Source organism: Xanthomonas sp. SHU 166 (genome assembly GCF_000364685.1).
Lineage (GTDB): Bacteria > Pseudomonadota > Gammaproteobacteria > Xanthomonadales > Xanthomonadaceae > Xanthomonas_A > Xanthomonas_A sontii.
Genome location: NZ_AQOJ01000220.1, coordinates 1 through 3,309, shown reverse-complemented (window position 1 = coordinate 3,309; position 3,309 = coordinate 1). Strand labels below are relative to the sequence as shown.

The 3,309-nt window shown below is 69.2% G+C and carries 3 protein-coding genes; 1 reads left to right on the top strand and 2 read right to left on the bottom strand.

The window, feature by feature from the left end; genetic code table 11:
• Positions 1-344 (bottom strand): RseA family anti-sigma factor (locus D180_RS07335; protein WP_255325541.1); only part of this gene is annotated, 344 nt, incomplete at its 3' end.
• Positions 341-961 carry an RNA polymerase sigma factor RpoE gene (gene rpoE / locus D180_RS07330; protein ID WP_010340494.1) on the bottom strand — a complete coding sequence of 207 codons (621 nt, stop codon included), beginning with the start codon at positions 959-961 and terminating at the stop codon, positions 341-343. The genes rpoE and D180_RS07335, both read right to left, overlap by 4 nt.
• 239 nt (positions 962-1,200) lie before the next feature.
• On the opposite strand from rpoE, the gene D180_RS07325 reads away from it, so the two are divergent.
• The gene (locus D180_RS07325; RefSeq protein WP_017912285.1) at positions 1,201-3,264 is read left to right on the top strand and encodes a 3-hydroxyacyl-CoA dehydrogenase NAD-binding domain-containing protein; all 2,064 of its coding nucleotides are present in this window, start codon (positions 1,201-1,203) and stop codon (positions 3,262-3,264) included.
• Positions 3,265-3,309: the final 45 nt, after the last annotated feature.

The window sequence follows — 3,309 nt, the reverse complement described above, 5'->3', positions numbered from 1 at the left end:
CCCCAGCGCCAGGTGCGGCGCTTGCCGGCGGCGCTGGCCGCATCGGCACGCGCGGCCTGCTGCGCTTCGGCGGCCACCGCCTGGCGCACGCGGGCGCTGAAATCGCTGGGAGCAGGCACGCTGACGCGGCCGCGCAGGATGTCGCCGCACAGCTGCCAGCGCTCGTGGCAACCGGACAGTTCCTCGTCGTGCTGCAGCCGGCGCAGCACGAAGCGCGCCTCGTCGGCCGGCAGTTCGCCGTCGATCAGCGCGGACAATTGCTGCCGGTAGTGCAGCTCGAACTTGTCCGGCGCGGCGCTGTCGGGCGCCGGCACTGGCTTGGGAAAGGGCGTGCTATCGGTCATACGCGGTGTCGCTCACGGGTGGCGCTGTCGGTATCCAGCAGGGGACGGAGTTCGGCGTCGATGGCCTCGCGGGCGCGGAAGATCCGCGAACGCACGGTGCCGATCGGGCAGCCCATCTTCTGCGCGATGTCCTCGTAGCTCATGCCCTCCACCTCGCGCAGGGTGATGGCGGTACGCAACTCTTCCGGCAAGGCGTCGACCGCCTTCATCACCGTGCGTTCCAGCTCCTGGCGCATCAACTCGCGTTCGGGCGTGTCGGTGTCGCGCAGGCGGGTGCCGCTGTCGAACTGCTCGGCATCGAGCACATCGACGTCGTCGGTGGGCGGCCTGCGGTTGTGCGCGACCAGGTAGTTCTTGGCGGTGTTCACGGCGATCCGGTGCAACCATGTGGAGAACTGGGCGTCGCCGCGGAAACTCCCGATCGCGCGGTAGGCGCGGATGAAAGTGTCCTGGGCCACGTCCTGACATTCGCTCCAGTCGGCGATGTAGCGCCCGATCAGGCCGACGATCCGATGCTGGTACTTGCGCACCAGCACATCGAACGCCGCGCTTTCGCCGCGCTGCACACGCCGGACCAGTTCAAGGTCCAGCTCCTGGGGTGTTTCGACATCGGCCATAGCGGGCCGCACTCCTGTCAGCCCAACCTACGTCGGACCCTCTGACCGCCAATTCGGAAAAAAGTTCAGCGCCCCTCAGCGGATCGCCGCCCCACGACGTTAACCGGCGTTCCGTTAGGCTGGCGCAAGGCCAGCGGTCGCGGGACGCGCCTCAATTCCCCTGGATTGGGATTTGACGCGACGGAAACAACCTCTGGATGATAACGATCTTCTCCATACACAAGCGGATGGTCCTCCCCATGCTTTCAGGCTTCGACGGGCTCCGATTCAGTCACTGGCAAGCGGACATCCGCGGCGACGGCATCGTCGTGCTCAGCCTCGACCGCCAGGACGCGCCCGTCAATGCGCTGTCGCAGGACGTGTTGCTGGAGCTGGGCAATCTGCTAGAGCGCATCGCCATCGATCCGCCCAAGGGCGTGGTGATCCGCTCGGCCAAGGACAATGGCTTCATCGCCGGCGCCGACCTCAAGGAATTCCAGGAATTCGACCGCCGCGGCACCGTCAACGACGCCATCCGCCGCGGCCAGGCCACCTTCCAGAAACTGGCCGAACTGCCCTGCCCCACGGTCGCGGCGATCCACGGCTTCTGCATGGGCGGCGGCACCGAGATCGCCCTGGCCTGCCGCTACCGGATGGCTTCCAGCGACGCCTCCACCCGCATCGGCCTGCCCGAAACCAAGCTCGGCATCTTCCCCGGCTGGGGCGGCAGCGCGCGCCTGCCACGGCTGATCGGCGCGCCGGCGGCAATGGACCTCATGCTCACCGGGCGCACCGTGTCGGCCTCGGCGGCGCGGGCGATGGGCCTGGTCGACAAGGTCGCCGCGCCGGCCGTGCTCACCGATACCGCCGTGGCGCTGGCACTGTCCGGCAGCCCCCGTCCCTTCAAGCAGCGCGCCACCGCCTGGGCCACCAACACCTGGCCGGCGCGCAAGCTGCTGGCGCCGCAGATGCGCAAGCAGGTGGCGCGCAAGGCGCGCAAGGAACACTACCCGGCGCCGTATGCGCTGATCGGCGTGTGGGAACGCAGCGGCGGCAGCGGTATCCAGGCGCGCCTGGACGCCGAGCGCAAGGCCGTGGTCAAGCTGGCCAGCACCCCGACCGCGCGCAACCTGATCCGCATCTTCTTCCTCACCGAGCGGCTCAAGGCGCTGGGCGGCAAGGACCACGGCATCCGCCACGTGCACGTGGTCGGCGCCGGGGTGATGGGCGGCGACATCGCCGCCTGGTCGGCCTACAAGGGCTTCGAGGTGACCCTGCAGGACCGCGAGCAGCGCTTCATCGACGGCGCGCTGAGCCGCGCCGGCGAGTTGTTCGCCAAGCGGGTCAAGGACGACAGCAAGCGCCCGGCGGTGGCGGCGCGCCTGAAGGGCGATTTGGCCGGCGAGGGCGTGCCGAGCGCCGATCTGGTGATCGAGGCGATCATCGAGAACCCGCAGGCCAAGCGCGAGCTGTATCAGTCCCTGGAACCGCGCATGCAGCCGACTGCGCTGCTCAGCACCAACACCTCCTCGATCCCGCTGACCGAACTGCGCGAGCACATCCAGCGCCCGGCGCAGTTCGGCGGCCTGCACTACTTCAACCCGGTGGCGCAGATGCCGCTGGTGGAGATCGTCTGCCACGACGGCCTGGCGCCGGAAAACCAGAAGCGGCTGGCCGCGTTCTGCAAGGCGATCGACAAGCTGCCGGTGCCGGTTGCCGGCACGCCCGGATTCCTGGTCAACCGCGTGCTGTTCCCGTACATGCTGGAAGCGGCCACCGCCTATGCCGAAGGCATTCCCGGCCCGGCGATCGACAAGGCCGCGGTCAAGTTCGGCATGCCGATGGGCCCGATCGAACTGATCGACACCGTGGGCCTGGACGTGGCCGCGGGCGTGGGCGCCGAACTGGCACCGTTCCTGGGCCTGCCGATTCCGGCGGCACTGCAGACGGTGGAGCCGGGCAAGCGCGGCAAGAAGGACGGCCAGGGCCTGTACGCCTGGGAGAACGGCCGCGCCAAGAAGCCGGAACTGCCCAAGGACTACCGTGCACCGGACGATCTGGAAGACCGCCTGATCCTGCCGCTGCTCAACGAAGCGGTGGCCTGCCTGCACGAGGGCGTGGTCGCCGACGCCGACCTGCTCGATGCCGGCGTGATCTTCGGCACCGGCTTCGCCCCGTTCCGCGGCGGCCCGATCCAGCACATCCGCGCCGCGGGCGCCGACGTGCTGCTGGCGCGCCTGCGCGCGTTGCAGGCGCGCTACGGCGAGCGTTTCGCGCCGCGCCCGGGCTGGGAGTCGCCGGCGTTGCGCGAACCGGTGGTGTGAGGCGCGCACACCTTCTGTAAGCGTGCGTCAGGGCACCTCCCAGAA

What these genes read in the sequence shown, in the direction of transcription:
- rpoE (WP_010340494.1), bottom strand. Translation starts at nt 961, where the DNA reads ATGGCCGATGTCGAAACACCCCAGGAGCTGGACCTTGAACTGGTCCGG.
- D180_RS07325 (WP_017912285.1), top strand. Translation starts at nt 1,201, where the DNA reads ATGCTTTCAGGCTTCGACGGGCTCCGATTCAGTCACTGGCAAGCGGAC.